General features: G+C 69.4%; 22 protein-coding genes. 16 read left to right on the top strand and 6 right to left on the bottom strand.

Going from position 1 to position 25,458, the window contains the following annotated elements; translation table 11 throughout:
- Positions 1-123: 123 nt before the first annotated feature.
- The 7 genes from BBJ41_RS27790 to BBJ41_RS27760 all read left to right on the top strand — a co-directional run bounded on the left by BBJ41_RS27790 (position 124) and on the right by BBJ41_RS27760 (position 9,471).
- Positions 124-627, top strand: a complete 504-nt coding sequence (locus tag BBJ41_RS27790; RefSeq protein WP_069749412.1) for a MarR family winged helix-turn-helix transcriptional regulator — start codon at positions 124-126, stop codon at positions 625-627.
- Positions 628-867: 240 nt separating this feature from the next.
- Positions 868-1,698, top strand: a complete 831-nt coding sequence (locus BBJ41_RS27785; RefSeq protein WP_069749411.1) for a p-hydroxycinnamoyl CoA hydratase/lyase — start codon at positions 868-870, stop codon at positions 1,696-1,698.
- A gap of 31 nt (positions 1,699-1,729) precedes the next feature.
- Positions 1,730-3,178 carry an aldehyde dehydrogenase gene (locus tag BBJ41_RS27780; RefSeq protein ID WP_069749410.1) on the top strand — a complete coding sequence of 483 codons (1,449 nt, stop codon included), beginning with the start codon at positions 1,730-1,732 and terminating at the stop codon, positions 3,176-3,178.
- A complete protein-coding gene (locus BBJ41_RS27775; RefSeq protein ID WP_069749409.1) occupies positions 3,175-5,088 on the top strand; it encodes a feruloyl-CoA synthase in 1,914 nt (637 codons plus the stop codon). The genes BBJ41_RS27780 and BBJ41_RS27775 overlap by 4 nt, the downstream gene beginning before the upstream one ends.
- A gap of 214 nt (positions 5,089-5,302) precedes the next feature.
- On the top strand, positions 5,303-6,508 hold the full coding sequence (mhpT, locus tag BBJ41_RS27770; RefSeq protein WP_069749408.1) for a 3-(3-hydroxy-phenyl)propionate transporter MhpT: 1,206 nt from the start codon (positions 5,303-5,305) through the stop codon (positions 6,506-6,508).
- A gap of 65 nt (positions 6,509-6,573) precedes the next feature.
- Positions 6,574-7,722, top strand: coding sequence for a porin (locus BBJ41_RS27765; RefSeq protein WP_069749407.1), 1,149 nt, complete (start codon positions 6,574-6,576; stop codon positions 7,720-7,722).
- Positions 7,723-7,749: 27 nt separating this feature from the next.
- Positions 7,750-9,471 (top strand): tannase/feruloyl esterase family alpha/beta hydrolase, encoded by a 1,722-nt coding sequence (locus tag BBJ41_RS27760; protein ID WP_069749406.1) that lies wholly within the window; start codon positions 7,750-7,752, stop codon positions 9,469-9,471.
- 58 nt (positions 9,472-9,529) lie between these two features.
- Here the strand turns inward: BBJ41_RS27760 and BBJ41_RS27755 are convergent, their stop codons facing one another.
- Entirely contained in the window at positions 9,530-10,006 is a 477-nt protein-coding gene (locus tag BBJ41_RS27755) for an Lrp/AsnC family transcriptional regulator (protein ID WP_069749405.1), read from the bottom strand.
- Positions 10,007-10,164: 158 nt separating this feature from the next.
- Here BBJ41_RS27755 and BBJ41_RS27750 point away from each other — a divergent pair, with 158 nt between their 5' ends.
- On the top strand, positions 10,165-11,397 hold the full coding sequence (locus tag BBJ41_RS27750) for a diaminopropionate ammonia-lyase (protein ID WP_069749404.1): 1,233 nt from the start codon (positions 10,165-10,167) through the stop codon (positions 11,395-11,397).
- A gap of 29 nt (positions 11,398-11,426) precedes the next feature.
- Positions 11,427-12,602 carry a M20 aminoacylase family protein gene (locus BBJ41_RS27745; RefSeq protein WP_069750402.1) on the top strand — a complete coding sequence of 392 codons (1,176 nt, stop codon included), beginning with the start codon at positions 11,427-11,429 and terminating at the stop codon, positions 12,600-12,602.
- Between the two features lie 50 nt (positions 12,603-12,652).
- Here the strand turns inward: BBJ41_RS27745 and BBJ41_RS27740 are convergent, their stop codons facing one another.
- The 3 genes from BBJ41_RS27740 to BBJ41_RS27730 form a co-directional block, all read right to left on the bottom strand.
- Complete coding sequence (locus BBJ41_RS27740; protein WP_069749403.1) at positions 12,653-14,011, bottom strand: aspartate aminotransferase family protein; 1,359 nt, start codon at positions 14,009-14,011, stop codon at positions 12,653-12,655.
- A 430-nt stretch (positions 14,012-14,441) separates the two neighbouring features.
- A complete protein-coding gene (locus tag BBJ41_RS27735) occupies positions 14,442-14,948 on the bottom strand; it encodes a GNAT family N-acetyltransferase (protein ID WP_069749402.1) in 507 nt (168 codons plus the stop codon).
- A gap of 126 nt (positions 14,949-15,074) precedes the next feature.
- Positions 15,075-15,710 carry a helix-turn-helix domain-containing protein gene (locus tag BBJ41_RS27730; protein WP_069749401.1) on the bottom strand — a complete coding sequence of 212 codons (636 nt, stop codon included), beginning with the start codon at positions 15,708-15,710 and terminating at the stop codon, positions 15,075-15,077.
- 264 nt (positions 15,711-15,974) lie between these two features.
- On the opposite strand from BBJ41_RS27730, the gene BBJ41_RS27725 reads away from it, so the two are divergent.
- The 3 genes from BBJ41_RS27725 (at position 15,975) to BBJ41_RS27715 (ending at position 19,114) form a co-directional block, all read left to right on the top strand.
- A complete protein-coding gene (locus tag BBJ41_RS27725) occupies positions 15,975-16,334 on the top strand; it encodes a RidA family protein (RefSeq protein ID WP_069749400.1) in 360 nt (119 codons plus the stop codon).
- Between the two features lie 32 nt (positions 16,335-16,366).
- Positions 16,367-17,617 carry an NAD(P)/FAD-dependent oxidoreductase gene (locus tag BBJ41_RS27720; RefSeq protein WP_069749399.1) on the top strand — a complete coding sequence of 417 codons (1,251 nt, stop codon included), beginning with the start codon at positions 16,367-16,369 and terminating at the stop codon, positions 17,615-17,617.
- 105 nt (positions 17,618-17,722) lie between these two features.
- The gene (locus BBJ41_RS27715) at positions 17,723-19,114 is read left to right on the top strand and encodes an amino acid permease (protein ID WP_069749398.1); all 1,392 of its coding nucleotides are present in this window, start codon (positions 17,723-17,725) and stop codon (positions 19,112-19,114) included.
- Between the two features lie 334 nt (positions 19,115-19,448).
- On the opposite strand, the gene BBJ41_RS27705 is transcribed toward BBJ41_RS27715, so the two are convergent.
- The gene (locus tag BBJ41_RS27705; RefSeq protein ID WP_069749396.1) at positions 19,449-20,108 is read right to left on the bottom strand and encodes an outer membrane lipoprotein; all 660 of its coding nucleotides are present in this window, start codon (positions 20,106-20,108) and stop codon (positions 19,449-19,451) included.
- Positions 20,109-20,650: 542 nt separating this feature from the next.
- Here BBJ41_RS27705 and BBJ41_RS27700 point away from each other — a divergent pair.
- The 3 genes from BBJ41_RS27700 (at position 20,651) to BBJ41_RS27690 (ending at position 23,632) form a co-directional block, all read left to right on the top strand.
- Entirely contained in the window at positions 20,651-21,850 is a 1,200-nt protein-coding gene (locus BBJ41_RS27700; protein WP_069749395.1) for an amidohydrolase family protein, read from the top strand.
- Between the two features lie 67 nt (positions 21,851-21,917).
- Positions 21,918-23,102, top strand: coding sequence for an amidohydrolase family protein (locus tag BBJ41_RS27695; RefSeq protein WP_069749394.1), 1,185 nt, complete (start codon positions 21,918-21,920; stop codon positions 23,100-23,102).
- 56 nt (positions 23,103-23,158) lie between these two features.
- The gene (locus BBJ41_RS27690; RefSeq protein WP_069749393.1) at positions 23,159-23,632 is read left to right on the top strand and encodes a nuclear transport factor 2 family protein; all 474 of its coding nucleotides are present in this window, start codon (positions 23,159-23,161) and stop codon (positions 23,630-23,632) included.
- Positions 23,633-23,663: 31 nt separating this feature from the next.
- On the opposite strand, the gene BBJ41_RS27685 is transcribed toward BBJ41_RS27690, so the two are convergent.
- Positions 23,664-24,524 (bottom strand): LysR family transcriptional regulator, encoded by an 861-nt coding sequence (locus tag BBJ41_RS27685; RefSeq protein ID WP_069749392.1) that lies wholly within the window; start codon positions 24,522-24,524, stop codon positions 23,664-23,666.
- 186 nt (positions 24,525-24,710) lie between these two features.
- Here BBJ41_RS27685 and BBJ41_RS27680 point away from each other — a divergent pair, with 186 nt between their 5' ends.
- Positions 24,711-25,385 (top strand): ankyrin repeat domain-containing protein, encoded by a 675-nt coding sequence (locus BBJ41_RS27680; RefSeq protein ID WP_069749391.1) that lies wholly within the window; start codon positions 24,711-24,713, stop codon positions 25,383-25,385.
- The last annotated feature ends 73 nt before the right edge of the window (positions 25,386-25,458 follow it).

Below are 25,458 nucleotides of genomic sequence, written 5' to 3'. Positions count from 1 at the left end.
GCGATTAGGCCTGCAGTCAGCCGCGCATGCGCGAGCGCACAGCGGCTGTCGGGCTTCCTGGAGCACCCCGTTCACTCCCCGACCTGCTGGTAAGATGGCCCGCAATTCCATCCCGCCCGCACCATGAGTTCCACCCCGACCAAGCCCGCGCACCCGAAGACCGCCGCGAAAAACACCGCCCGCGCGACGGGCGACAAGCCGAAGGCACGCGTGCCGCAGCGCCTGACCTACGTGGTCGGCAGTCTCGAACGGCTGCTGCGCCGCCATATGACCGACGCGCTCGCGCCGCTCGGCATCACGCTCGCGCAATACACGGCGCTGTCGGTGCTCGAGGCGCGCGGCGCGTCGTCGAACGCGCAACTGGCGGAACGCTCGTTCATCACGCCGCAATCGGCGAACGAGGTGATGAGCGTGATGGCCGCCCGCGGTTTCGTTACGCGCGCAGCCGACCCGTCGCACGGCCGCATCATCCTGCTGACGCTCACCGACGAAGGCGCGGCGATGCTGCGCGAATGCGAAGCCGTGCTGCGTCCGCTCGAGACGCGGATGCTCGGCGACGTCTCCGTCGACGACGCCACGCAAGCGCAGCGCGCGCTCGAACTGTTCGTGCGCAACCTGCGCGGCTGACCCTTTCCCGAACTTCCACGGCGCGGGCCCGTAAGGCCCGCGTCCGCTTTCCCGCCCGCTCGCCGGTCGCCTGACCGTTCCCCGATTCCGTCGTCACCGCCGCTTGCCGCTCCGGGTTTACACCGGCGCTCGTGTTGCTTGCAATATCAGGTAACCTGATATTAAATTGAGTCGTCCGCAGCAGGAATGCTGCGCACCGAATTGCACCGATTGGCACAGGAACGAACGACAGGAACAGACATGAGCAAGTACGACAACCGCTGGCAGACCGTTGAAGTGAACGTGGAGGCCGGCATCGCGTGGGTGACGCTGAACCGTCCGGACAAGCGCAACGCAATGAGCCCGACGCTCAACCAGGAAATGCTGCAGGTGCTCGACGCGATCGAGTTCGACGACGAAGCGAAGGTGCTCGTCCTCACCGGCGCGGGCGCCGCATGGACGGCCGGCATGGATCTGAAGGAATATTTCCGCGAGATCGACGGCGGCGCCGATGCGCTGCAGGAAAAGGTGCGGCGCGACGCATCGGAATGGCAGTGGCGCCGGCTTCGGATGTACAACAAGCCGACCATCGCGATGGTGAACGGCTGGTGCTTCGGCGGCGGCTTCTCGCCGCTCGTCGCGTGCGACCTGGCGATCGCGGCGGACGAAGCCGTGTTCGGGCTGTCGGAGATCAACTGGGGCATCCCGCCCGGCAACCTCGTCAGCAAGGCGATGGCGGACACGGTCGGGCATCGCCGCGCGCTGCACTACATCATGACCGGCGACACGTTCACCGGCGCGCAAGCGGCCGAGATGGGCCTCGTGAACAGCAGCGTGCCGCTCGCCGGGCTGCGCGACGCGACGATCGCGCTCGCCGCGCGGCTGATGGACAAGAACCCGGTCGTGCTGCGCGCGGCGAAGCACGGCTTCAAGCGTTCGCGCGAACTCACGTGGGAGCAGTGCGAGGACTACCTGTACGCGAAGCTCGACCAGGCGCAGCTGCGCGATCCGGAACACGGCCGCGAACAGGGGCTGAAGCAGTTCCTCGACGACAAGGCGATCAAGCCGGGCCTGCAAGCCTACAAGCGCTGACCCAACCGGACGAGACAGGGCAGGAGACGACATGACCGACAGACGGATGCTGATCGGCGGCGAGTGGTGCGCCGCACGCGACGGCCGAACCTTCGACCGCTTCAACCCCGCGACGGGCGCGCTCGCGTCGTGCGCGCCGGCGGCCGGCTTCGCCGACGCCGACGCGGCGATCGACGCCGCGCATCGCGCGTTCCCCGCGTGGGCGGCGCTTGCGCCGACCGAGCGGCGGCGCCGGCTGCTGAAGGCGGCCGACCTGATGGACGCGCGCATCGACGAGATCATCGCGACCGGCGTCGCCGAAACCGGCGCGACGCCCGGCTGGCTCGGCTTCAACGTGACGCTCGCGGCGAACATGCTGCGCGAGGCCGCGTCGATGACGACGCAGATCGACGGCGACGTGATCCCGTCCGACGTGCCCGGCAATCTCGCGCTCGCGATGCGCGCGCCGTGCGGCGTCGTGCTCGGCATCGCGCCGTGGAATGCGCCGGTGATCCTCGGCACGCGGGCACTTGCGATGCCGCTCGCGTGCGGCAACACGGTCGTGCTGAAGGCGTCGGAATCGTGCCCCGGCGTGCACGCGCTGATCGGCGCGGTGCTGAACGACGCCGGGCTCGGCGCGGGCGTCGTCAACGTGATCACGCACGCGGCGGCCGATGCACCGGCGCTCGTCGAGCGGCTGATCGCGCATCCGCATGTGAAGCGGATCAACTTCACCGGGTCGACGCATGTCGGGCGCATCATCGCGCGCCACGCGGCCACCCACCTGAAGCCCGTGCTGCTCGAACTCGGCGGCAAGGCGCCGGTGCTCGTGCTGGACGACGCCGATCTCGATGCAGCCGTCGACGCGATCGCGTTCGGCGCGTTCTTCAACCAGGGGCAGATCTGCATGTCGACCGAGCGCGTGATCGCCGCGCGGCCGATCGCCGACGCGCTGGTCGAGCGATTGACCGCGAAGGCGCGCACGCTGGTCGCCGGCGATCCGCTGGCCGGCCATCCGCTCGGCACGATGGTCGATGCGGCGGCCGCTGCGCGCGCCGTGTCACTCGTCGAGGATGCGCGCGCGCATGGCGCACACCTGCCGCTCGGCTGCCGGGTCGACGGCGCGACGATGCAGCCGGTGATCGTCGACGGCGTCACACGCGACATGCGGCTCTATCGCGAGGAATCGTTCGCGCCGGTCGTCGCGATCCTCCGGGCAGACAGCGACGACGAAGCGGTCGCGCTCGCGAACGACAGCGAGTTCGGGCTATCGGCGAGCGTGTTCAGCCGCGATATCGCACGCGCGATGACGGTCGCGCGCCGGATCGAATCGGGGATCTGCCACATCAATGGGCCGACCGTGCACGACGAGGCGCAGATGCCGTTCGGTGGCACGAAGGCGAGCGGCTACGGCCGCTTCGGCAGCCGCGCGTCGATCGCCGAATTCACCGAGCTGCGCTGGATCACCGTGCAGACCACGCCGCGCCACTACCCGATATGAGCGAGCCGACGATGAATGTTGCGACGCCCGCGAGCGGGCCGGTGAACGATACGGGCGGCGTGCGCTATCGCGCGGTGGCCGTCGCGGTCGGCGCAGCCGAGATCCGTCGCGCGGAAAACGGCGCGTGGTACCTGCGCTCGCGCGAACCGCTCGGCGACTATCCGACGCGCCTGACCGACTGCCTCGTGCGCGGTGCGCAGGCGCATCCCGATCGCGTGCTGGCCGCGCGGCGCGGCGCCGACGGCCGCTGGATCGAGATCACCTACGCGCAGATGCTCGAACGCGCTCGTGCGCTCGGCCAGGGCCTCGTCGATCTCGGCCTGTCGGCCGAACGCCCGCTCGCGGTGCTGTCCGGCAACGATCTCGAGCATCTGCAGCTGATGTTCGCGGCGATGCTGGCCGGCGTGCCGTACTCGCCGATCTCGCCCGCGTATTCGCTGGTGTCGACCGACTACGGCAAGCTGCGTCACACGCTCGGCGTGCTGCGGCCGGGCGCGGTGTTCGTCGCCGAGCGCGCGCCGTTCACGCGTGCGCTCGACGCGACGTTGCCGGCCGATGCGGTGCTGATCGTCGCGCACGACGCCGACGCCCACGTCGATGGCGGCGCGGAGGACCGCGTGGTGCCGCTGTCACGCCTGCTCGCCACCGACCAGCGCACGATCGACGCGATCCATGCGGCGGTCGGCCCCGATCATCTCGCGAAGATCTTGTTCACGTCCGGTTCGACGAAGCAGCCGAAGGCCGTGCCGACCACGCACCGGATGCTGTGCAGCAACCAGCAGATGCTGCGCCAGACGATGCCCGAACTGACGCGCGAACCGCCGGTGCTGGTCGACTGGCTACCGTGGAATCACACGTTCGGCGGCAGCCACAACCTCGGCATCGCGCTGTACAACGGCGGCACGCTGTACATCGACGACGGCCGCCCGGTGCCCGGCCGCTTCGACGAAACCGTGCGCAACCTGCGCGAGATCGCGCCGACGATCTACTTCAACGTGCCGAAGGGCTGGGAAGAGCTGACCGTCGCGCTCGAACGCGATGCCGTGCTGCGCGACACGTTCTTCTCGCGCGTGAAGCTGTATTTCTTCGGCGGCGCGGGCCTGTCGCAGGCCGCGTGGGACCGGCTCGACCGCGTGACCGACGCGCATTGCGGCGAGCGCATCCGGATCATGGCCGGCCTCGGGATGACGGAGGCGTCGCCGTCGTGCCTGTTCACGACCGGGCCGCTGATGCGCGCCGGCTATATCGGGCTGCCCGCGCCCGGCTGCGACGCGAAGCTCGTGCCGTGCGGCGGCAAGCTCGAACTGCGTTTCAAGGGGCCGAACGTGATGCGCGGCTACTGGCACGCGGACGTCGATCCGCGCGACGTGTTCGACGACGAAGGCTATTACCGCAGCGGCGACGCGGGGGTGTTCGCCGATCCGCAGCGGCCGGAACTCGGGTTGCTGTTCGACGGCCGGCTGACCGAGGATTTCAAGCTGAGCAGCGGCACCTTCGTCAGCGTCGGGCCGTTGCGTGCGAACGCGGTGTCGAGCGGTGCGCCGTACGTGCAGGACGTGGTCGTCACCGGGATCAATCGCGACGACATCGGGCTGCTGGTGTTTCCGCGCGTCGACGCGTGTCGTGCGCTGGCGGGGCTTGCTGCCGATGCATCGGTCGCCGACGTGCTGCGCGCGCAGGCCGTGCGTGCGGCGTTCGCAGCGTGGCTTGCCGCGCTGAACCGGCATGCGAGCGGCGGGTCGACGTTCGTCGCGCGCATCCGGTTGATCGACTCGCCGCCGTCGCTCGATCTCGGCGAAGTGACCGACAAGGGATCGCTGAACCAGGCAGCCGTGCAGAAGCATCGCGCGGCGACGATCGACGCGCTGTACGACCCGGCGCGGTGCGATCCCGACGTGATTTACGCGTAAGCAGCCAGCAGTCAGCAGGGACGAGCAGTCACGAGCAGGCGTAACGACCGGCCGGCCACGGGACCGGCAGGCATTCTTGCGGCCAGTGAATCAGGTTGCCTGATAAAAGCGGCCGTTCGGACGACACCTCGCGCCGTTTCGCCACTGGCCGGCGACGGCGCGCGGCGGCCGTTGCAAGGCCGACCGACTACAAGACATCGGATTTGGAGACAGGATGAACACCTACGTTGCCGAAAAACCCACGGTCGCGACCACGCTCGCGCTGTGTTTCGCGATCGCACTCCTCGAAGGGCTCGACCTGCAGTCGGTCGGCGTCGCAGCACCCCGCATGGCGCGCGAATTCGGGCTGACCGTTTCACAGATGGGCATCGCGTTCAGCGCGGGCACCTTCGGGCTGCTGCCGGGCGCGATGCTCGGCGGGTGGCTCGCCGACCGGATCGGACGCAAGCGCGTGCTGATCGCATCGGCCGCGCTGTTCGGGTTGCTGTCGATCGCCACCGCGCAGGTATCGACCTTCGACATGCTTGTCGTCGTGCGTGTGCTGACGGGCATCGGCCTCGGCGGCGCGATGCCGAACCTGATCGCGTTGTCGTCCGAAGCGGTCGAGCCGCGCTTGCGCAGCAGCGCGGTGGCCACGATGTACTGCGGCATCCCGTTCGGCGGCGTGATCGCGTCGCTGATCGGTGTGCTGCTCGCCGGCGACACCGAATGGCGGCACATCTTCTACGTCGGCGGCGCGGGGCCGCTGCTGCTGGTGCCGCTGCTGGCGTTGTTCCTGCCGGAATCGCGCGCGTATCTCGACGTCGCCGACACGCCGGCCGCGCGCACCAGCGTCGCGCGCACGCTGTTCGGCGACGGCCGCACGACGTCGACGGTCGCGCTGTGGATCAGCTACTTCTGCACGTTGATCGTCCTCTACTTCCTGCTGAACTGGCTGCCGTCGCTGATGGCCGCGCGCGGGCTCGATCGCGAGCACGTCGGCCTCGTGCAGATCGCGTTCAACGTCGGCGCGGGGCTTGGCGCGCTCGGCATCGGCGCGGCACTCGACCGGATGCGCGCGTCGCGCGTGGTCGGCGGCATGTATGTCGGGATCGTGCTGTCGCTCGCCGCGCTCGCGGCCGCGCCCGGCTTCGCGTCGCTCGCGGCCGCCGCGTTCGCGGCCGGGATGTTCGTGGTCGGCGGGCAATCGGTGCTGTATGCGCTCGCGGCGATCTACTACCCGACCGCGATGCGCGGCACGGGCGTCGGCGCGGCGGTGGCCGTCGGCCGGCTCGGCTCCGTCGTCGGGCCGCTCGCGGCCGCGACGCTGCTGGCCGCCGGTCGCAGCGCGCCCGTCGTGATCGGCGCGAGCATCCCCGTCACGCTCATCGCGGCCGTCGCCGCGCTGGTGCTGATTCGCCGCCCGCAAGCCGGCGACTGACGTTTCGTTTTTTTAATGCGCGCCGTCAGAGCGCGCGATTCAACAAGGTCTGGAGACGCAACGATATGAAGACGAACACCAGGAACGGCCTGCTGGCCGCCGGCGCGTGCTGCGCGCTCGCCGCGCCGGTCGCGCATGCGCAATCGAGCGTGACGTTGTACGGGATCATCGACACGGGCGTCGAATACGTGTCGCACGCGAACGCGGCCGGCGATCACGTCGTGCGCATGCCGGCCGTGACGGGCGAGATGCCGTCGCGCTGGGGGCTGCGCGGCAGCGAGGATCTCGGCGGCGGTTATCAGGCGGTATTCACGCTCGAAAGCGGTTTCAACGTGCGCGGCGGCGATCTCGGCCAGGGCGGGCGGCTGTTCGGGCGGCAGGCGTTCGTCGGGCTGAAGGGCGGCTTCGGCACGCTCGCGTTCGGCCGTCAGTACACGATGACCTACCTCGCGCTGCAGGGCGCGGACATCATCGGCCCCGACATCTACGGGCTCGGCTCGCTCGACGCATACGTGCCGAACGGCCGCGCCGACAACGCGGTGACGTACCTCGGCACGTATCGCGGCGTGACGCTTGGCGCGGCGTATTCGTTCGGCCGCGACGGCGCGGGCACCGGCAACTCGCCGGGGCAGGGCACCTGCGCCGGGCAGGTGCCGGGCGATGCGGTGCAGTGCCGCAACTGGTCGGTGATGCTCAAGTACGACAGCGCGAATTTCGGCGCGGCGGCGTCGTACGAGGAGCAGCGCGGCGGCACGGGCGCGGCCGCGAACTTCTTCGACGGCGTCGCCCCGGTTGCCTTCACGAGCAGCGCGGGCAAGGACGCGCGCGTGCACGTGAGCGCGTATGCGCAGGCGGCGGGCGCGCGGATCGGCGCGGGCTGGATCGGGCGGCGCGTGTCCACCGGTTCGCCGGCCGCGGCCGGCGCGCATTCCGACCTGTTCTTCGTCGGCGCGTCGTATGCGGTCAAGCCGGATTTCGTCGTCGACGGCGAAGGCTACCGGATCGTCAATACCGCGCACGACACGCGCGCGACGATGGCGACGCTGCGCGCGACCTATCTGCTGACCAAGCGCACGTCGGTCTATGCGCAGAGCTCGTATCTGTGGAACAGCGCGCACGCGCGCTATGCGGTCAGCGGCGGCGGCGCCGGCACGACACCGGGCGAAGGGATGGGGCAGCTCGGCGCGATGGTCGGCATCAAGCACATGTTCTGAACCGCAACCTGACGAACGGGAGACATCTTGAACAGAAAATCGGTATTCCTCTGCATTGCGCCGCTGTCCGCGGCGATGCTCGCCGGTTGCGGCGGCGACGATTCGGTCAGTTCGGCGCCCACGCACCTGAGCGCCGCGACGCCGGCCGCGATGGCGCAGACCTGCGACGCGCTCGCCGCGAAGCTCGCGTATGCGAATACGTCGTTCACGTCGGTCGCGACCGCGGCCGCCGGTGCGCTGACGGTGGCCGGCCAGCCGATCGCCGAGCACTGCGTGATCGAAGGGAAGATGAACCCGCGCGTGAGCGCGGTGGACGGCAACACCTATGCGATCGGCTTCGAGATGCGCTTGCCGAAGGCGTGGAACGGCCGATTCTTCTACCAGGCGAATGGCGGGCTCGACGGCAACGTCGTGACCGCGACCGGCGAGATCGGCGGCGGCGGGCCGCTGACCGATGCGCTGAACCAGGGCTTCGCGGTCATCAGCTCGGATTCCGGGCACAGCGCCGCGCAGAACCCGCTGTTCGGCATCGATCCGCAGGCGCGCATCGACTACGGCTACGGCGCCGTCGATGCGCTCACGCCGATGGCCAAACAGGTGATCCGGCTCGCGTACGGCAAGGCGCCCGACCGCAGCTATTTCGGCGGCTGCTCGAACGGCGGGCGTCACGCGATGGTCACGGCCGTGCGCAACGCGGGCGACTACGACGGCATCATCGCGGGCGATCCGGGCTTCCATTTGCCGAAGGCGGCGATCGGCGAGATGTATGGCGCGCAGCAGTTCGCGAAGATCGCGTCAGCGACGGGCTCGAACGGGCTGCCGGACATCCGCAGCGGCTTCACCGATGCGGAGCGCCAGTTCGTCGGCGCGAAGATCCTCGACCAATGCGATGCGCTCGACGGCGTGGCCGACGGGATGGTGCAGGACGTCGCCGCGTGCCAGGCGCATTTCAGCGTCGAGACGGATATCCCGACCTGCGCGAACGGCACGCGCACCGGCGCCTGCCTGACGAGCTCGCAGAAAACCGCGCTCGAGAACGTGTTCGCGGGCGCGCGCAACAGCGCGGGCACGGCGCTCTACGCGGGCTTTCCGTACGATCCGGGCATGGCCGGCAGCGGCTGGGCCGCGTGGAAGCAGTCGAATTCGGTCACGCTCGATCCGGCCGCGATGGCGTTCACGTTCATGACGCCGCCGAAAAGCGCGGCGACGCTCGCGAACCTGGCCGGCTTCGCGCTCGGCTTCGACATGGACAACGACGCGCCGGCGATCTTCGCGACGAACGGCACGTACACGCAATCCGCGTGGTCGTTCATGACGCCGCCCGACGAGACGAACCTGTCCGCGCTGAAGTCGCGCGGCGCGAAGCTGCTCGTCTATCACGGCACGGGCGACCCGGTGTTCTCGTTCGACGATACGCGCGACTGGTACGCGCGGGTCGCACAGGCCAACGGCGGCGACGCGTCGGGTTTCGCGCGCTTCTATCCGGTGCCGGGCATGAACCATTGTTCGGGCGGGCCGGCGGCCGACCAGTTCGACATGCTGACGCCGCTCGTCGCGTGGGTCGAGCAAGGGCAGGCGCCTGCCGCGATCGTGGCGGCCGCGCGCGACACGACGAACGCGGTACCGAACGCGGACGTGCCGACGTCATGGGGCGCGGGACGCACGCGCCCGCTGTGCCCGTATCCGCAGGTCGCGCGCTACAACGGTTCGGGCGACGTGAATTCGGCCGCGAGCTTCAGTTGCCGCTGACGTCGATGTGGTGCGCCCGGCGCGTGCAGTCGCGCGCCGGGCAGTTTCACTGCCGCACTCATTCGCCCGGTTCGACCGGCACCTCGAGCCCGACCTTCACGCGGCTCATGCTCACCAGCGTCTTGAAGCGCTTCACGTTGTTGTTCGCGAAGAACAGCTCGCGCGTGAGCGCGTTGTACTGATCCATGTTGCGCACGGCGAGGATCAGCACGAAATCCCATTCCCCGGTCACGTAGTAGCACTGCTGGATCTGCGGGCATCGCTCGAACGCCCGTTTCATCGCGTCGAGCTGGTCGATCTGCTCGCTCTCGACCTCGACGTTCACGACGATCGTCAGCGGATGATCGACCTTGTCCGGCGCGATGACAGCCGTGTAGCGCTCGATCACGCCTTCTTCCACGAGACGCTTCAGGCGCCGGTTCACGGCCGCGGTCGACAGGTTGACGCGCGCGCCGAGCTCGGCTTGCGGCGTCTGCGCGTCGCGCTGGATTTCCGTCAGCAGCTTGCGATCGAACGCATCGAGAGGAGTCGTCATGTTGGCGCGTGCAGCCTCGAAAGAATGAGAAATTTTTGCGTCAGGATGGCCAATTTGGCGATTTTATTGACCGGCATGCGCAATATTATTTTTCGAACCGGCGGCGTGCGCAACCCGTGCGCGCCCGCCCCGAATTCACCGACGGAGTGTTGCCCGCCATGCTGATCGCCAACCCGCGCGCTTCGCGCGCCGCCTATCCCCACGCGCTGCGCCGCGTGATGAACATCGCGTCGGCCGACGAAAGCGGCGCCTGGCTGTCGCACTGGCCGCTCGTCGGCAACGCGCGCACGCCGCTGCGCGCGCTGCCCGATCTCGCCGCGCGGCTCGGCGTCGCGAGCGTCAGCGTCAAGGACGAGTCGTGCCGCTCGCCGCTCGGCAGCTTCAAGGCGCTTGGCGCGCCGATCGCGCTGGTGCGGCTCGTGAAGCGGCTGCGGCGCACGCAGGAATTCGATCCGCAAGGGCTGGTCACCGGCCGCTACGCGTCGCAGCTGGCCGACCTGACCGTCATCAGCGCGACCGACGGCAATCACGGCCGCGCGCTGGCCGCCGCAGCGCGCGCGATCGGCTGCGGGTGCGTGATCGTGCTGCACGCGAACGTCGACGCCGAGCGCGAGCGCGCGATCTCGGCATACGGCGCGCGGATCGTGCGGATCGCGGGGAACTACGACGAATCGGTCGTGTGCGCCGCGCAGCTCGCGCAGGCGAACGGCTGGTATGTCGTGTCGGATACGTCGTACGACGGCTACGAAGCGATTCCGCGCGACGTGATGCAGGGTTATGGCGTGATCGCCGCCGAGGCCGCTGCACAGGCCGCGGAGGCGGACGGGCGGCCGTTCACGCACGTGTTCCTGCAGGGCGGCGTGGGCGGCCTGGCCGCGGGCGTCGCGAGTTACCTGTGGGAGCGCGACGGCGCGCAGCGGCCGCATTTCATCGTCGTCGAGCCGCGCCAGGCCGACTGTCTGTATCAGAGCGCGCTCGCGGGGCGCGCGGCGAAGGCGACCGGCAGCGTCGATTCGGTAATGGCCGGGCTCGCGTGCGGCGAGGCTTCGCCGCTTGCCTGGGATTTCCTCGAGCTGTGCATCGATCATTTCATGCTGATCGACGACGAGGACGCGGTGCAGGCGATGCGTGGCCTCGCGGCCGGCAGCGAACGCGACGTGCCGCTCGTCGCCGGCGAATCGGGGGCGGCCGGCCTCGCGGGGCTGGACGTGCTGATGCGCGACCCGGCGCTCGCGCGGCAGGCGGGGCTCGACGCGCATTCGCGCGTGCTGGCGATCAATACGGAAGGCGCGACGGCGCCGTCCGTGTACCGGCGCTGCGTGGGCGACCCGGCCGACGCGGTGCTCGCGCGGCAGCGCGACTGGCTCAACCGCGCGGCGGTGGCGGCCTGAACGACATGACGACCGACGAGGCAAGCGCAATGGACGCAATCGAAGAAAGCACGCTGCAGGGGCGACTGAAGGCCTGGCGCCGCCATCTGCACCAGCATCCGGAGACGGGTTTCGAGGAAGTGAACACGTCGGACTACGTCGCGCGCATCCTGACGACGCTCGGGCTCGACGTGCATCGCGGCATCGGCGGCACGGGGCTCGTCGCGAACCTGACGGCCGGCACGGGTACGCGCGCGATCGGCATCCGCGCGGACATGGACGCGCTGAACATCGCCGAGCATGCGCCCGGCCGCGAACACGCATCGCGCACGCCCGGCAAGATGCACGCGTGCGGGCACGACGGCCACATGTCGATGGTGCTCGGCGCCGCGCAACTGCTCGCCGAGCGCAAGGACTTCGACGGCACGGTGCGCTTCATTTTCCAGCCGGCCGAGGAGCACGGCCGCGGCGCGAAGGCGATGATGGCCGACGGGTTGTTCGAGCGTTTTCCGGTCGACGCGATCTTCGGCGCGCACAACATGCCGGGCATGCGCGCGGGCACGTTCTCGACGCGCGCGGGCGGCATCATGGCGAGCGAGGACAATTTCGTGATCCGGATCGACGGGCGCGGCACGCATGCGGCGCGTCCGCACATGGGCATCGACCCGATCGTGATCGGCTCGCAGATCGTGCTCGCGCTGCAGACGATCGTGTCGCGCAATCTCGACCCGGGCCAGCAGGCCGTGATCTCGTGTACCGAATTCATCACCGACGGGCTGCGCAACGTGCTGCCGTCGACCGTGACGATCAAGGGCGACACGCGCAGCTATTCGCGCGACGTGCGGGCGCTGCTGGAAACGCGGATGCGCGAGATCAGCGAAGGGATCTGCCGCACGCACGGCGCGACCTGCACGTTCGAGTACACGCACGAGTTCGCGCCGACGGTGAATTCTCCGGAATGGGTCGACACGGCCGTGCAGGCCGCGGCGCAGGTCGCCGGCGCCGACGCGGTGAACGCCGACGTGCAGCCGATGATGATCTCGGAGGATTTCGGCGCGTTCCTGCAGGCCGTGCCGGGCAATTTCGTGTTCATCGGCAACGGCGAAACGGCCGGGCGTGGCGGCGTGCCGCTGCACAACGCGACGTACGATTTCAACGACGAGATCCTGCCGGCCGGCGCGCGCTATTTCGCGGAAGTGGCGCGGCGCGCGTTGCGGGCCGCGTAGCGGCAGGCGCGGTATCCGCTTGCGCGAGTGCCGCGCCGTGTGTCATCGCATCACACCAGTTCGCCGAGGCACGCGTCGAACTGCGCGACGAGTTTGTGGACGTCGTCGTGCGTCGTCTGCGGGCATACGAGCATCATGTTGTGGAACGGCGTGATCAGCACGCCGCGATTCAGCAGGTACAGGTGCACGATGTGTTCGAGCTCGCTGTCGAGTTGCGTGCCGGCGATCGTGCCGTTGCGCGGCGGCGTGGGCGCGAACTGGAACTCGGTGCGCGCGCCGATGCGCGTCACGCACCACGGCAGCCCGTGTTTTGCGATCGCGCGTTCGAGGCCGGCCGCCAGCCGCGCGGCGAGTTCGAACATGTGCGCATATGCGGCGTCGGTCGCGACTTCGGCCAGCGTCGCGCGCATCGCGTGCATCGCGAGCATGTTCGCGGTGAGCGTCGTGCCGATCCCGGAATGGCCGGGCGGCGCGTTCAGCTTCGCCTGCTTCGCGCGTTCCGCGAGTTCGGCGCTGAAGCCGTACACCGCGCACGGCACGCCGCCCGCGATCGGCTTGCCGACCACCAGCAGGTCCGGGTCGAGATCGTGCGCGGCCGCGTAGCCGCCCGGGCCGCTGCTGATCGTGTGCGTTTCGTCGATCACGAGCAGCGTGCCGTAGCGGCGCGTCAGTTCGCGCGCGGCCTGCCAGAAGCCAGGATCGGGCAGCACCATCCCGATGTTCGTCATCGCCGGCTCGGCGAGCACGCATGCGACGTCGCCCTGCTTCAGCGCCGCTTCGAGCGCGTCCAGGTCGTTGAACTCGACGACGCGCGTGCTGGCAAGCAGGTCCCAGGACTGCCCGAGCAGGCTGTCGCGCTGCACGGGGCGGCCGTCGACGAGATCGACGAACACGTCGTCGACCGTGCCGTGATAGCAGCCGTTGAACACGACGATCGTGTTGCGGCCGGTGGCCGCGCGCGCCCAGCGCAGCACGAAGCGGTTCGCGTCGCTCGCGCTCAGCGCGAACTGCCAGACCGGCAGCCGGAAGCGGCGCGCGAGTTCGCGCGATACCCAGGCGGCGTCTTCGCTCGGCAGCATCGTCGTGTAGCCGCGCGTGGCCTGTTCGACGAGTGCGCGGGCGACCGGCTCGGGTGCATGGCCGAACATCGCGCCCGTGTCGCCGAGGCAGAAGTCCACGTAGCGATGGCCGTCGACGTCGGTGAACGTCGCGCCGCGCGCTTCCTTCACGTACAGCGAGAACGGCGTCGACCAGTCCTGCATCCAGTGCAACGGCACGCCGAAGAGCAGGTGCTCGGACGCTTCCGCGGACAACGCGCGGGAGGCCGGCATGGCTTCGGCGAACGCACGGCGCTCGCGATCGAACAGGGCGCGGGCGCGGATGAGGTCGACTCCGTGGCGGATCTGCAATTGAGGCTCCTCTGACGGGTTTGCATGGGGGGATGACGCGTCTGCGAGCTTGTCATATTCCGTACGCGCGGTCGATTCGGGCTCGACCGCGTATCCGTCGAAGATAAAGTTTTTGCGCATAAACATACGATGACGGATATCTATGCCTGGTGTCGTCGAAGTGAGTGGGCGCACACATACGCGCCAGAGGTCGCGATGAGGGTGGAAGACGGCGAAAATTCACGCGTCAGCGATCATGCTCAGGCTGCTTTATGTGATGTGATGACGTATGTGATGGGCGGCCGGTTGAATCACGGCCGCGACGTGAAGGACTTCCATGAGAAGGGCGTCACACCGCTGAACTGTGTCACGCCCAAGGGCAGGCAACCGACCTCGACGATCACCGGCAAGCGGCGATATCGTCGTGCGAACGGGATTGGACGCGAACGCGTCAGGCCAGCGCCTTCACCATGTGATGCTCGTCGTAGAACCGCCCGTCGACGAACAGCGAGCGCGGCTCCGTTCCGAACCGCACGAACCCTTGCGACGCATACAGCCGCTCCGCGGTGCCGTTGACCTCGTTCACGCACAGCATCAGCTGTTTGCACTGCCATGCCTGCGCCGCATGCGCGGTCGCGCTGTCGAGCAGCGCTTGCGCGATGCCGCGCCCGCGATACGCGGGATCGACGAACACGCCCCAGATCGTCGCCTTGTGCGCGACCTTCGCGCGCGCATCGCGGCGCACGCCGGTGATGCCGACGAGCGTGTCGCCGTCGAACGCGCCGAACACGGCCTGCGCCTGCGTCGGCGTGATGCGCGCCGCGAACTCGCCGACCGGCACGCCGGCTTCTTCGTCGCGGGTCGGCAGGAACGAGGTCGGCGACGTGCCGACCGCGAGGAGGCGTACGGACTGGAACTGCGCCGCATCGGCGGCATTGAGCAGGCGAATGGTGGTCATCGGGTGAAGTCGTCCTGGGTCGGGCGAGAGTCGAAAACTGCCGCGCGGTACGCGGCAGCGCGAGTCGTCCATGCTAAGCGGAATCGGCAGCCCGCGCCGGCCCGTTGACGGGCGCCCCTGCGGATGTCAGATCGCGTCGCGCGGCCGCTGCGCATCGCCGTCGACGCAGCACGCGAGCACCTCGGCATCGGTGTCGCCGAGGCTCAGGTACACGTGCCCGACCGCGCTGTCGAAATACAGGCTGTCGCCGGCGCCGAGCCGGTACGCATGGCCGTTCTCGAAGCGCAGCTCCAGCTCGCCGCTCAGCACGAACACGAACTCCTCGCCGCTGTGCCGGATGTAGTCGGCGAAGTCCGACAGCTTGCGGGCATGGATGCGCCCGCGCACGGGCACCATCCGCTTGCCGGTCAGGTCGTTCGCGAGCATCCCGTACGCGTAGTTCGGCGTGTCGTAGACCATCTGCTGGCCCGCCGGCGTGAACGACGGCGTCATCGCGCCGGCGGGCGCGGGCCGGCCGAACATCGTGTCGAAGTCGAGCGCGAGCGCGTGCGTCAGCGCCGCGAACTTGTCATAGGTGAGCGCGATGTCGCCGCGCTCGGCCTTCGAAATCGTCGACACCGCGATACCGGAGCGCTCGGACAGTTGCGCGAGCGTCAGGCCGCGCGACTTGCGCGCGTCGCGCAGCCGCGCGCCGACCGTCTGGTGGTCGAGCTGCGGCGCGGTGTCGGTGGGCGGCGGAACGGGGGCGGTGGCTTTGGGCATGCGGATACGGGGCGTGACGCGCGCGGCGTGAGTACGGGTTTTGTCGTATACGAGAATAAATTTTCTCGTATATGATAATTTTCGTCGAAATCGCCAACGGTGGGCGTGACGGCCACTCTAGCATCGGACGGCGCGAAACTCGCGCGGCCGGTGCGGCTGGCGTCAACGACGCTTGTGCGAATCGATGCCGCTCGCCCGTGCGGCGGCGGTTTTTCCCGGTCATTTCCCCGGCCCGTCGCGGCCGGGCTCGCGAAGGTGCAAACCATGTCCAGTTCCAGTGAAATCCAACGTCTGCAGACCGGCGCGCGCATGAGCCAGGTCGTGATCGCGAATGGCTTCGTCCACCTGGCCGGCCAGGTGCCCGATACGGCCGGCGCGCCGATCGCCGTGCAGGCGACCGAAATCCTCACGCGCATCGACGCGCTGCTCGCGTCGGCCGGCGTTGACAAGACGCGCGTGCTGACGGCCAACGTGTGGCTCAGCGACGCCGCGCACTTCGACGCGTTCAATGCGGTGTGGGACGCATGGGTGCCGGCCGGCCACGCGCCGACGCGCGCGTGCGTGCAGGCGCTGCTGATGAAGCCCGGTCTCGACGTCGAGATCGCCGTGACCGCGCTCGCCTGAGCACGGCGGCGCCCGCCCCGAGGAATCCCCCGATGAAGCTCGATACGCTCGTTCTGGGCGGCGGCATGATCGGCGTGTCCGTCGCCGTTCACCTGCAACAGCGCGGCCTGTCGGTCGCGCTCGTCGACCGCAAGGCGCCCGGCAACGAGACGTCGCTCGGCAATGCCGGGCTGATCCAGCGCGAAGGCGTGTATCCGTATGCGTTCCCGCGCGGCTTCGGCACGCTGCTGAAATACGCGTGCAACCGCTCGCCCGACGTGCGTTACCACGTCGGCGCGCTGCCGAAACTCATTCCGTTCCTGTATCGCTACTGGCGCAATTCCCATCCGGCCCGCCACGCGGAAATCGCGCGCGCCTATGCGCCGCTGATCGAACACTGCGTCACCGAGCATCGCGAACTGATCGACGCGTCCGGCGCCGGCGCGCTGTTGCGCGAAGGCGGCTGGCTCAAGGTGTTCCGCACGGCCGCCACGCGCGATGCCGAAACGCGCGACGCCGAGCGCTGGCGCGCTGAATACGGCGTGACCTTCGACGCGCTCGACGCGGTCGCGCTGCGCGACGCGGAGCCGAACCTGAGCCGCGCGCTGATCGGCGCGCTGCGCTACACGGGCTCCGATTCGATCAGCGATCCGAATGCGCTCGTGACCGCGTATGCGCGGTACTTCGAGCAACTCGGCGGTCGCATCCTGACCGGCGACGCGCTGACGCTGACGGCCGCGAACGGCTGGCGCGTCGATACCGCGCAGGGCCCGGTCGACGCGCGCGCGGCGGTCGTCGCGCTCGGGCCGTGGTCGGACCTGCTGTGCGGGCGGCTCGGCTACACGCTGCCGCTTGCGGTCAAGCGCGGCTATCACATGCACTACGCGGCGCAACCGGGCGCGCGGCTGAACGGGCCGGTGCTCGATGCCGACAGCGGTTTCCTGATCACGCCGATGACGCGCGGCATCCGCCTGACGACCGGCGTCGAGCTCGGCCATCGCGACACGCCGCCGACACCCGCGCAGCTCGCCGCCGTCGAACCGGTCGCGCGCGAGCTGTTCCCGCTCGGCGCGCGCGTCGACGGCGCGCCGTGGCTCGGCCGCCGGCCGTGTACGCCCGACATGCTGCCCGTGATCGGCGCGGCGCCGCGCCACCGCGATCTGTGGTTCGCGTTCGGGCATGCGCATCACGGCTTCACGCTCGGCCCTGTGACCGGCCGCCTGATCGCCGACCTGATGACCGGCGCGCACCCGTTCGTCGACCCGACGCCGTTTCGCGTCGAACGTTTCCTGCACGGCCGCTGAACCAGCGTCCGCGCTATGCGGGAAGACGGCCCGGCGCACGACGCCGGCCGCCCGTCCAGCGGCCGGCCTATCCGCCGGCCGCAACAACCAACGACTGGAGACAACATGCAACAGCACACGATGCGGCGCGAACTCGGCGCGCGCCAGATCTCGTTCATGGCGCTCGGCATGGCCATCGGCGTCGGCCTGTTCCTCGGCTCGGCGTCGGCGATCGAGGCGGCCGGCCCCGGCGCGCTCGTGGCCTACCTGATCGGCGGCGCGATGATCTTCCTGATCATGCGCGCGCTCGGCGAGATGGCCGTGCACCGGCCGGTGTCCGGCTCGTTCGGCGCGTACGCGTTCGAATACGTCGGGCCGTTCGCCGGGTACGTGGTCGGCTGGAGCTACTGGCTGCTGATGGTCGGCGTCGGCGTCGCGGAGACGACGGCGATCGGCATCTACATGGGTTTCTGGTTTCCGGAGGTGCCGCAGTGGCTGTGGGTCGTGTCGGCGATCGCCGCGATTTCCGGCTTCAACCTGCTCAACGTGAAGGTGTACGGCGAGCTGGAGTTCTGGTTCGCGATCGTGAAGGTCGTGACGATCGTGCTGATGATCGCGGGCGGCGCGCTGATCGTGTTCACCGGGATCGGCCATCAGGGCGTGCCGGTCGGCCTGTCGAACCTGTGGCGGCACGGCGGCATGTTTCCGCACGGCGTGCTCGGCGTCGTGAGCGCGCTGCCGATCGTCGCGTATTCGTTCGCGGGCGTCGAGATGATCGGCCTCACGGCCGGCGAGGCGCGCGAGCCGCAGAAGATGATCCCGCGCGCGATCAACTCGGTGCTGTGGCGCATCCTGATCTTCTACGTCGGCGCGCTGTTCATCATCATGGCGCTGTATCCGTGGAACGAACTCGGCGCGCACGGCAGCCCGTTCGTCACGACGTTCGAAGCGCTCGGGCTGCGTCAGGCGGCCGGCATCGTCAACTTCGTGGTCGTGACGGCCGCGCTGTCGAGCTTCAACTGCATCGTGTTCAGCGGCGCGCGCATGCTGTCGAGCATGGCGGGGAACGGCCTCGCGCCCGCGTCGTTCGCGGTGCTGAGCGCGAGCGGGTCGCCGTCGCGCGCGGTGCGGGCGACCGTGCTGTTCATGTCGGTCGGCGTGGTGCTGAACTACGTGATGCCGGCGCGCGTGTTCGGCTGGCTGATGTCGTTCCTGTCGTTCGACGTGGCCGTGATCTGGGCGATGATCGTGCTGACGCACATGCGCTTCCGGCGCGCGATGGCCGCGCGCGGCGTGACGACGACCTTCCGCATGCCGTATGCGACGGTCACGTCGTGGATCTGTCTGGTGTTCGTCGCGTTCGTGTTCGTGATGCTCGGCGTCGATCCGTCGACGCGCGGGTCGCTGGTTGCCGGCGCCGCAGTGATGGCGCTGATGGCGATCGTCTACCGGCGTTCGCGGCATTTGCAGGCGGCCGCGCGCTCGACGCGCGTCGCGTTCGGCACCGAGCGCGTGTGACGGCGACGTGGCAGGCCGATGCGGATCAGCGGGGAACGGGCGCGCGATGCGGCGCGCTGAAGGCGTGTGCGAAGACGGGCGAACCGCGGAAGCGCCGGAGGCGCGTCATGTGCGCCGCATCGGCACGAAGGGTGAGGATGACGTGAGGCGTGCGCGTCGTCGTGCAGCGGCGTCGCGCGCTTGCGATGCGCGCGCCTGGATCACGCGCGCGGCCTGCATCGATAGCGCGACACCGGCACGAAGGATGAGGACGACGTGAAGCGTGTGCGTCGTCGTGGTGAAACGACGCGTGTTTGCGATGCGCGTGCTCAGGTGCACGCGCACACGACCCGCATCAATAGCGCGACAACTGATTGCCGTTGATCTGCACGCGATCGCCCGGACGCAGGTTGCCCGGCGACTGCACGTCGAACGAACGCGTCGTGCCGTCGCTGACCTGCACGTCGATCCGGTAGCTGCTCGGGCCTTGTGCCGCGCCCATTTGCTGGCCGATCTGGTTGCCCGCGACAGCGCCGCCGAGCGCGCCGATCACGGTGGCCGCGTCGCGGCCGTGACCGCGGCCGACCTGGTTGCCGAGCACGCCGCCGATCAGCGCGCCGACGACGGTGCCGGCGACACCCGACGGGCCGACCGAGCCGTTGACCGGCTGGATGTTCGCGACCGTCCCGTACTGCGTGCCGTAGCCGTTTCCGTACTGGTTGCCGTATTGCTGCTGATTGCCGTACTGGTCATACGGCTGCGACCCGTATTGCGGCTGGTTGCCGTATTGGTCGTACGGTTGCGGCGCCTGGTTCGGATAGGCCGGTTGCTGCTGCACGTAGCCGGGTTGCGAGTACGCGGGCTGCGCATAACCGGGCGTCGCGTATTGCTGCTGCTGCGGATATCCCGGCTGCGCGCCGTAATAGCCGGGCGCGACGCAGGCGGTCAGCGGAAGCGCCGCCACGGCGACGAGCGAGGCGAACAGAACGGTCTTCGTGGAAGGCATGCGCATCATGATGATTCCTGCATCGGCAACGTGTCCGCCGACGGATTCCCGGACGGGTGGCGAACTCGGCGTGAGTATAAGGAATGGCCGGATGCACGTCCGGTGCGGCCGGGTAACAACGTGTAAAGTCTGTTGCCGCGTAAATCGCGGCGCGCGCGAAGCGGTCGCGCAACGCCTGGCAAGGGCGGCGGCGCCCGTTCGGCAGCGTCGAGTGACGCGCATCGACAGCGGCCCGGCGGCGTGTCTTGCGAGGTGTCGGCCGCGCGATGCCGGCACCTGAAACTCCGGCTTCCGCGACGTAGCCCGACGACGGGCGATCGGTATGCAGGCCGCCTCCGACGAGATCGGACCCCGCCGCCGCCCCTTGCCGGCGCGGCGTTCGCGCCGCACATCGCGAAATCGAATGCGCGGCATCGCGACATTTAATTGGCCTCGGGCGGCGGCGTCCGATATCGTGGCCGGAATCCATTTCAACGGTCGCGCCGCGCCGGCCGCGGTTCCTTCCCCTGTCCGCGCCGGTGTCGCGCAGCGACCGCCCCACCTTCCGAGCCATGACCGATCGTATCTTCATCAACGCCGTCGACGCCGGCGGCCAGCCCATCCATCTCGTCGTCCGTGACGGCCGTTTCACCGCGATCGGCGCCGATTGCACGGCCGCGCCCGGCGCGGAGACGATCGACCTCGACGGGCGCGTCGTGCTGCCCGGCTTCGTCGACAGCCACATCCACCTCGACAAGAGCTTCGTCGGCGATCGCTGGGTACCGCACGAACCGGTCGGCTCGCTGCGCGAGCGGCTCGCGGTCGAGAAGCGTCAGCTCGCGGCTGCACCGCCGATCGTCGAGCGCGCGAACGCGCTGATCGCGCAGGCCGCCGCGTTCGGCACGGTCGCGATGCGCAGCCACGTGGACGTCGATGCGACGACGGGTCTCGCGAATCTTCAAGCCGTGATGGCGGCGCGCGAGCAATGGCGCGGGATCGTCGATATCGAACTCGTCGCGTTCCCGCAGGCCGGCGTCGTGACGTGCCCGGGCACCGCCGAGATTCTCGACGCGGCCGTGCGCGAAGGCGCGGACGTGGTCGGCGGGATCGACCCGACGACGCTCGACGGCGACGCCGACGGCCAGCTCGACATCGTGTTCGGCATCGCCGAGAAGCGCGGCGCGAAGATCGACATCCACCTGCACGAACCGGGCGAAACGGGCATCGCGCAACTGCTGCGGATCGCGGCGCGCACGCGCGCGGCGGGGCTCTGCGGGCGCGTGAACGTGAGCCATGCGTATGCGCTCGGCGAAGTCGGCTACGACGACGTCCAGCGCACGGCGGCCGCGCTGGCCGAAGCGGGCGTGTCGATCCTGACGAACGCGCCGGGCGACTGCGCGTTTCCGCCGGTGCTGCAACTGCTTGACGCGGGCGTGCACGTGCTCGCGGGCAACGACAACATCCGCGACGCATGGTGGCCGTACGGCAACGGCGACATGCTGCAGCGCGCGATGATGGTCGGCTATCGGTCGGGCTTCTACACCGACGAAGCGCTCGGCATCGCGCTCGACATGGCGACGCATGCCGGCGCGCGTGCGATCGGCAAGGATCACTACGGAATCGCGGTCGGCTGCGATGCGACGTTCGTCGCGGTGCGCGCGCCGAACGCGGCGGCGGCCGTCGCGGGCGTGCCGGCCGAACGCTGGGTGTTCCGCCGCGGCGAAAGCGATACGGGCGCCCCGTTCGCGCCCGCGCTGCGCTTCACGCGATAAACGACCCGACCGCGGGCACGGCGCGTGCCGTACCCGCTTCGCACTGACCGACCACACCGGAACCGACATGACGAACCTGCTGATCCGCAATGTCCGCACGAGCGCCGACACCGCGCTCGATATCCTGATCGAAGGCGACCGCATCGCGCGCGTCGGCCCGTCGCTCGACGCGCCCGCCGGCTGCGCGATCGAGGACGGCGCGCTCGCGCTCGCGCTGCCGGGCCTCGTCGAAGGCCACACGCATCTCGACAAGACGCACTGGGGCATGCCTTGGTATCGCAACGCGGTCGGGCCGCGTCTCGTCGATCGCATCGAGAACGAACGGCGCTATCGCGCGACGAGCGGCCACGACGCCGGCGTCGCGTCGCTCGCGCTGGCGCGCGCGTTTCTCGCGGCCGGCACGACGCGCATCCGCACGCACGTCGACGTCGATACCGAAGCGGGGCTGCGGCATCTGCACGGCGTGCTCGCGACGCGCGAGACGCTGCGCGGGCAGGTCGAAATCCAGATCGTCGCGTTCCCGCAATCGGGCGTGCTGAAGCGGCCGGGCACCGACGCGCTGCTGTCCGACGCGCTCGGCGCGGGCGCCGACCTGCTCGGCGGGCTCGACCCGTGCGCGATCGAAGGCGATCCGGTCGAGGCGGTGGACGTGCTGTTCGCGATCGCCGAGCGTCACGGCCGCGGGCTCGACCTTCACCTGCACGAGCGCGGGTCGATGGGCGCGTACTCGCTCGACCTGATCCTGCAGCGCACCGCCGCGCTCGGTATGCAGGGGAAGGTCACGATCAGCCACGGGTTCTGTCTCGGCGACATCGCCGAACGCGAGCGCGACGCGCTGCTCGCGCGGATGGCCGAACTCGGCGTCGCGATCGTCACCACCGCGCCGGCGGCGGTGCCGGTGCCGCCGGTGGCGGCGTGCCGCGCGGCCGGCGTGACCGTGATCGGCGGCAACGACGGCGTGCGCGACACGTGGACACCGTACGGTTCGCCCGACATGCTCGAACGCGCGATGCTGATCGGCATGCGCAACGATTTCCGCCGCGACGACGCGCTCGAAGTCGCGCTCGACTGCGTGACGCACGGCGCGGCGCGCGGTTGCGGTTTCGACGGCTACGGGCTGCAGCCCGGCTGCCGCGCGGACGTCGTGCTCGTCGATGCGCTGACGTTCGCCGAGGCGGTCGTCGCGCGGCCGGTGCGGCGTCTCGTCGTGTCGTCCGGAAAGATCGTCGCGCGCAACGGCGCACTGGTCTGAATGTAGCGTCGCCCCGGTATGATCCGGCTTTGAGCCGAATGTCCCGGGAGACGACGATGCGACGCACGACAGCGGCACGGGCCGCACGATGGATGGCGGCGGCTCTGTTCGCCGCAACGGCCGCGCATGCGGTGGCGGCCGGCCCCAATGACGCGCAGCAGGAAGCCAATCGCCGCACGGTGCTCGCGTTCTACGAAAAAGGCCTGAACGAGAAAGACGCGGATGCCGCGCTCGCGTATGTCGGCGATCGCTACGTGCAACACAACCCGAACGCGGCCGACGGCCGCGACGGCTTCCGCAAGTTCGTCGCGTTCCTGCGCGACAAATATCCGCAGTCGCACAGCGAGATCAAACGCTCGTTCGTCGACGGCGACTACGTGATCCTGCATGTGCACGCGGTGCGCGAGCCCGGCACGCGCGGCAGCGCGATCATGGATATCTTCCGGCTCGAGAACGGCAAGATCGTCGAGCACTGGGACGTCAACCAGCCGGTGCCCGAGCAGGCCGCGAACGGGAACACGATGTTCTGAGTCGCCGCGGGCGTGCAGCCCGCGTCGTCGACTATTCCTCGCCTTCCAGCATCGCCGCGAGCGTCCTCGTCAGCTCGCTGACCATCGGGTCGGCCGTCGGTCGATGCAGGATCGCGATATCCATGTGCTCGATCGGCGCGAAGCCTTGCTTCGCGGTCAGCACGGTGTGCTCGTCCGTCACCACGCGCGCGGGCAGCACGCTGATGCCGAGCCCGTCGGCGACGGCCGCCTGGATGCCGCTCAGGCTCGACGTCGTGAAGCTGATCCGCCAGCGGCGGCCGCGCTCCTCGATCGCCTTGATCATGTCGTCGCGATAGAGCCCGCGCGGCGGAAACACGACGATCGGCACCGGGTCGAGATCGATCGACGGATGCGTTGCACTGTCGATCCAGCGCAGCTTCTCGGGCCAGCGCACGACGGCCTCGCGGCTGTCGCGGCGCTGCTTGATCAGGACGAGGTCGAGTTCGCCGCGGTCGTAGGCGGCGCTGATGTCGCGGCTCAATCCGCACATCACTTCGAGCTTGACCTGCGGATGCTCGCGATTGAATGCGGCCAGCGCGTGAGTCGTGCGGCCCGCCGCGAAATCGTCGGGCACGCCGAGCCGGATCGTCAGCGCGACCGTCGCACCCGACAACGCTTCCAGCATCTCGTCGTTCAGCGCAATCATGCGCCGCGCATAGCTGAGCACCGTCACGCCCGCATCGGTCGGCCGCACGTCGCGCGTGCCGCGGTCGAGCAGGCGGTGCCCGGCGATTTCCTCGAGCCGGCGCACTTTCTGGCTGACCGTCGACTGCGTCGAATGCAGGCGCGCGGACGCGGTCGTGAAGCTGCCGCAGTCGGCGACCATCACGAGCGCGCGCAACAGGTCGAGGTCGAACAGGGGTCTATTCATTTCTGCACTTCTGTGGACTCGGACATTTCATTTCCAAATGCGTGCGACGACTTTTAACATGACCGGACGCCGCGGGCAATCGCGGTTTCGCCGGACCCGGCGCGGCGTCGCGCGGCGCCACGCGGGCGCCTGACGCATCGCATCGGACGCGCATCGGCGAGCGCGGGTACGCGAGGAGGAAGCGGGATGTTTTTCAAACGGATCGCGATCATCGGCTCGTTTGCATTGACCACGCTGACATCGGCCGTGGCCGCCGCCGACGGCGGCGCGCTCGAGGGCCGGCTGCGCGGCGCGGCCGACCGCGGCGATGCGCGCGAAGTCCGCACGCTGCTCGAGCGCGGCGCGCAGATCGATGCGCGCGACGGGCAGGGCCGCACGGCGCTGCTGCTCGCGACGCACGGCAATCACGTCGATGCGGCGCGCGTGCTGATCGACGCGGGCGCGGACGTCAACGCGAAGGACGCGATCCAGGACAGCCCGTACCTGTATGCCGGCGCGCGCGGTTATCTCGACATCCTGCGGATGACGCTCGCGCACGGCGCCGACCTGCGCAGCACGAACCGGTATCGCGGCACGGCGCTGATTCCGGCGGCGGAGCGCGGCCACGTCGACACGGTGCGCACGCTGATCGACGCGGGCGTGAACGTCGATCACGTGAACCGGCTCGGCTGGACCGCGCTGCTGGAGGCGATCATGCTCGGCGACGGCAGCGAGCGTTATGTCCGGATCGTGCAGTTGCTCGTCGACGCGCACGCGGACGTCAATCTCGCGGATTCGAACGGCGAGACGCCGCTGCAGCATGCGCGGCGGCGCGGGTATGCGGCGATCGAGCGGGTGCTGGTGAAGGCGGGGGCACGGTAGGGGTCAGCGGGGCCGGAATGCGTTGAAGCCGGACCCATTCCTTCCGGAAAGATGAAAAGCCCCTTGGCCACCC

Origin of the sequence: Burkholderia stabilis (assembly GCF_001742165.1) — a bacterium.
GTDB lineage: Bacteria > Pseudomonadota > Gammaproteobacteria > Burkholderiales > Burkholderiaceae > Burkholderia > Burkholderia stabilis.
This window is presented reverse-complemented; position numbering and strand designations above follow the sequence as displayed.